Origin of the sequence: Stenotrophomonas sp. Sm2128, from assembly GCF_030985535.1 — a bacterium.
In the GTDB taxonomy this organism is placed as follows: Bacteria; Pseudomonadota; Gammaproteobacteria; order Xanthomonadales; family Xanthomonadaceae; genus Stenotrophomonas; species Stenotrophomonas maltophilia.
In genome coordinates this window covers 1-4318 of record NZ_JAPTFQ010000140.1, presented here as the reverse complement: position 1 = coordinate 4318, position 4318 = coordinate 1, and the positions used below count along the sequence as shown (strand labels likewise).

2 protein-coding genes and 1 riboswitch are annotated in these 4318 nt (G+C 67.6%); of the genes, one reads left to right on the top strand and one right to left on the bottom strand.

All coding sequences use genetic code 11. The annotated features are described in order from the left end of the window. Nucleotides 1–32: 32 nt before the first annotated feature. On the bottom strand, nucleotides 33–1478 hold the full coding sequence (gene ahcY, locus O0K41_RS22000) for an adenosylhomocysteinase (protein ID WP_004154241.1): 1446 nt from the start codon (nucleotides 1476–1478) through the stop codon (nucleotides 33–35). Nucleotides 1479–1514: 36 nt separating this feature from the next. Beyond that, nucleotides 1515–1598: riboswitch (S-adenosyl-L-homocysteine riboswitch) on the bottom strand. 120 nt (nucleotides 1599–1718) lie between these two features. On the opposite strand from ahcY, the gene O0K41_RS21995 reads away from it, so the two are divergent. Further along, entirely contained in the window at nucleotides 1719–4235 is a 2517-nt protein-coding gene (locus tag O0K41_RS21995) for a prolyl oligopeptidase family serine peptidase (RefSeq protein WP_164221716.1), read from the top strand. Nucleotides 4236–4318: the final 83 nt, after the last annotated feature.

Genomic DNA, 4318 nt, shown 5'->3' with positions numbered 1-4318 from the left:
AGACAGGGCCAGCGGCCGGCACCCCGCAGGCATCAGTAGCGGTAGTGGTCCGGCTTGAACGGGCCTTCCACCGGCACGCCGATGTAGTCGGCCTGTTCCTGGCTCAGGGTGGTCAGCTTCACGCCGATCTTTTCCAGGTGCAGGCGGGCCACTTCCTCGTCCAGCTTCTTCGGCAGCAGGTAGACCTTCTTCTCGTAGCTGTCCTTGTTCGCCCACAGGTCGATCTGTGCCAGGGTCTGGTTGGCGAAGCTGTTGGACATCACGAAGCTCGGGTGGCCGGTGGCGCAGCCCAGGTTCACCAAGCGGCCTTCGGCCAGCAGGAAGATCGCGTTGCCGTTCGGGAAGATGTACTTGTCCACCTGCGGCTTGATGTTGACGTGCTTGATGCCGGCGAACGACACCAGCGCATCGACCTGGATCTCGTTGTCGAAGTGGCCGATGTTGCAGACGATGGCCTGGTCCTTCATCGCGCTCAGGTGCTCGATGCGGATGATGTCCTTGTTGCCGGTGGTGGTGACGTACAGGTCGGCACGGCCCAGGGTCGATTCGATGGTGTTGACTTCATAGCCTTCCATCGCCGCCTGCAGGGCGCAGATCGGGTCGATCTCGGTGACGATCACGCGCGCGCCGTAGGCACGCAGCGAGGCCGCGCAGCCCTTGCCGACGTCGCCGTAACCGCAGACCACGGCCACCTTGCCGGCCAGCATCACGTCCATCGCGCGCTTCAGGCCGTCGGCCAGCGACTCGCGGCAGCCGTACAGGTTGTCGAACTTGCTCTTGGTGACCGAGTCGTTGACGTTGATCGCCGGGATCAGCAGGGTGCCGGCCTGGGCCAGCTGGTACAGGCGGTGCACGCCGGTGGTGGTCTCTTCGGAGACGCCCTTCCAGTCCTTGACCACGCGGCCCCAGTAACCCGGGCGTTCCTTGGCGACGCGCTTGAGCAGGTTCTTGATGACCTGTTCTTCGTGCGAGGAGGAGGCGGTGTTGACCCAGTCGCTGCCGTTTTCCAGCTCGTAGCCCTTGTGGATCAGCAGGGTCACGTCACCGCCGTCGTCCACCACCAGCTCCGGGCCGGTCAGGGTGCCATCGGCCAGGGTGAAGGTCAGCGCGTCCAGGGTGCAGTCCCAGTACTCTTCCAGGGTCTCGCCCTTCCAGGCAAACACCGGGGTGCCGGTGGCCGCAATGGCGGCAGCGGCGTGGTCCTGGGTCGAGAAGATGTTGCACGAGGCCCAGCGCACGTCGGCGCCGATGTCCTTCAGGGTCTCGATCAGCACCGCGGTCTGGATGGTCATGTGCAGCGAGCCGGTCACGCGCACGCCCTTCAGCGGCAGCTCGGCCTGGTACTTGCGGCGGATCGACATCAGGCCCGGCATTTCGTGCTCGGCGATGTCCAGTTCCTTGCGGCCCCAGTCGGCCAGCGTGATATCGCGGATCTTGTAGTCACCTTCGGTGGAGAAGGTCTTGGCAACAGCGTTCATTCGTGTGCTCCGGTTGTGGACGAGCGGGTGCTCGCATCTAGCCGGGCGCCGTTGTTACAAAGCCACCTTACCGAGCCTGGCCGGGCCTCGTGGGATCCGGTCGCAGCGCCCCTCGGCAGGGGAGAACCCCCATTATATCGCGGCCCCGGCATGACATCGGCATGACCCAACCATCGGCAGATGGGGCCGCGTGCACGGCCTGTTAAGGTCGGTGTTTTCACGCATCACACAGGTGGAACGATGAGCATGCACGCGCGCCGCACACGGCGCTGGACCGGCCTGGTCCTGTCGATGGGGCTGCTGGCGGTGGCCCCGCTGGCTTGGGCGGCCGCCTCGCAGCCAGCTCCGGCGCAGGCGCAGGGCGTCAATGGCTACGAACTGCCATCGGCCGCACTGCAGGCAGTGGTCGACGCCCCGCGCGCGCCGTCGTTGTTCCTGTCGCCGCGCCGCGACGTGGCCGCGATGATGCAGATGCCGTCGCTGCCTTCGATCCAGGTGGTGGCGCAGCCGGAACTGAAGCTGGCTGGCCTGCGCATCAACCCGCGCACGTTCTCCGACAGCCGCTTCAGCTTCGGCGAGAAGCTGTGGCTGATGAACGTGGCCGACGGCAAGGAGCGGCAGATCAGCGGCCTGCCGGCCAAGCTGTCGATCGCCAGTGTGATGTGGTCGCCGGACCAGAAGTGGCTTGCCTTCAACCAGGTCGACGCTGCCAGTGGCGCCAATGAACTGTGGCTGGTGGACGTGGCCGGCGGCAGCGCCCGCCGCTTGGTTGCCGGCCTGAACACGGTGATCGGCAGCGGCTACCAGTGGTTGCCGGACAGCCGCGGCCTGGTGGTGTTCACGCGCCCGGCCAACCTCGGTGCGGCCCCGGCCGCCGATGGCATTCCGACCGGCCCGGCCGTGCAGCAGACCAGCCAGGGCGGCGGCGTGGTGTCGATCCGTACCTACCAGGACCTGCTGAAGAACGAGGCCGACGCACGCCAGTTCGACTACTACGCCACTACCCAGCCAATGGAAGTCGGCCTGGATGGCAGCACCCGCGCGATCGGCGCGGCCGGCATCTTCATGGGCTTCTCGGTGTCGCCGGATGGCCGCTTCGTGCTGCGCCAGCCGGTGCAGCGCCCGTACTCCTACGTGGTGCCGGTGAGCAGTTTCCCGCGCCGCATCGAAGTGATCGACCGTGCCAGCGGCAAGCTGGTGCACACCGTCGCCGTTCGCCCGCTGGTGGAAGGGCTGCCGACCGGCAACGATGCCGAAGTGACCGGCGTGCGCGACATCCGCTGGCGCGGTGATGCCGACGCCACTCTGGTCTGGGCCGAAGCGCAGGACGGCGGCGACCCGAGCAGGGAGGCCAAGGTGCGCGATGCGGTGCTGATGCAGGCCGCGCCGTTCGACAAACCGCCAGTCACCCTGGCCCAGCTTGGCAGCCGTCTGGCCGGCATCAGCTGGGGCCGCGGTGACCTGGCCCTGCTGACCGAATCGTGGTGGAAGACCCGCAGGACCAAGACCTGGCTGATCGCCCCGGACAACGCCGGTGCCGAGCCGCGCCTGCTGTGGGATCGTGACGCGCAGGACCGCTATGCCGATCCGGGCCGGCCGCTGCTGGCCAGTGACGAGCGGGGCCGTTCGCTGCTGCAGACCAGCCCCGATGGCAGCAGCCTGTACCTGGCCGGTGCCGGTGCTTCGCCGGAAGGCGACCGTCCGTTCGTGGACCGCTTCGACATCGCCACGGGCAAGGCAACGCGCCTGTTCCACTCGCAGGCGCCGAGCTATTCGCTGCCGGTGGCGTTGCTGGACGACCAGGCCAGCTCGCTGCTGCTGAGCCGCGAGAGCCCGGATGAGCCGGCCAACTTCTACGTGCAGTCGCTGGCCGATGCCGGTGCTGCACCGCGCGCGCTGACCCATTTCGCGCACCCGCTGCCGCAGTTGAAGGGCATGCAGAAGGAGCAGATCCGCTACAAGCGCAAGGATGGGGTCGACCTGACCGCGACCCTGCTGCTGCCGCCGGGCTACGACCCCAAGCGGGACGGCCCGCGGCCGCTGCTGATGTGGGCCTACCCGGGTGAGTTCAAGAGCGCGGCTGCGGCCAGCCAGGTGACCGATTCGCCGTACCGCTTCAACGCGGTCAGCTACTGGGGCCCGCAGGCGTTCCTGGCCAAGGGCTATGTGGTGCTGGCCAGCCCGTCGATGCCGATCATCGGTGAGGGCGACAATGAGCCGAACGACACCTACATCGAACAGCTGGTGGCCAACGCGCAGGCAGCGGTGGATGAGGTGGTGCGCCGTGGCGTGACCGATCGCGATCACATCGCCATCGGCGGCCATTCCTACGGTGCGTTCATGACCGCCAACCTGCTGGCACACACCCGCCTGTTCAAGGCCGGCATCGCCCGCAGCGGCGCCTACAACCGCACGCTCACCCCGTTCGGCTTCCAGGCCGAGGAACGCAACTACTGGCAGGCACAGGAGGTCTACCAGAAGATGGCGCCGTTCAACTACGCCGACAGGATCAAGGATCCGATCCTCTTCATCCACGGCGTGGACGACAACAACTCCGGCACCTTCCCGATCCAGAGCGAGCGCATGTTCGCCGCTGTGAAGGGCCTGGGCGGCACCGCGCGGCTGGTGATGCTGCCCAACGAATCGCATGCCTACCGCGCACGCGAATCGATCATGACCATGCTGGCCGAGAGCGAGCGCTGGCTGGAGCAGACCATCGGCCCGGCCGAGCAGGGCAAGGCGAAGAAGAAGCGCTGACGTGACCCGGTAGTGGGGGGGGGGGGGGGGGGGGGGGGGGGGGGGGGGGGGGGGGGGGGGCGGGGGGGGGGGGGGGGGGGGGG

Excerpts from the sequence above, each read along its gene's own strand:
- ahcY (WP_004154241.1), bottom strand. The coding sequence starts at position 1,478 with ATGAACGCTGTTGCCAAGACCTTCTCCACCGAAGGTGACTACAAGATC.
- O0K41_RS21995 (WP_164221716.1), top strand. The coding sequence starts at position 1,719 with ATGAGCATGCACGCGCGCCGCACACGGCGCTGGACCGGCCTGGTCCTG.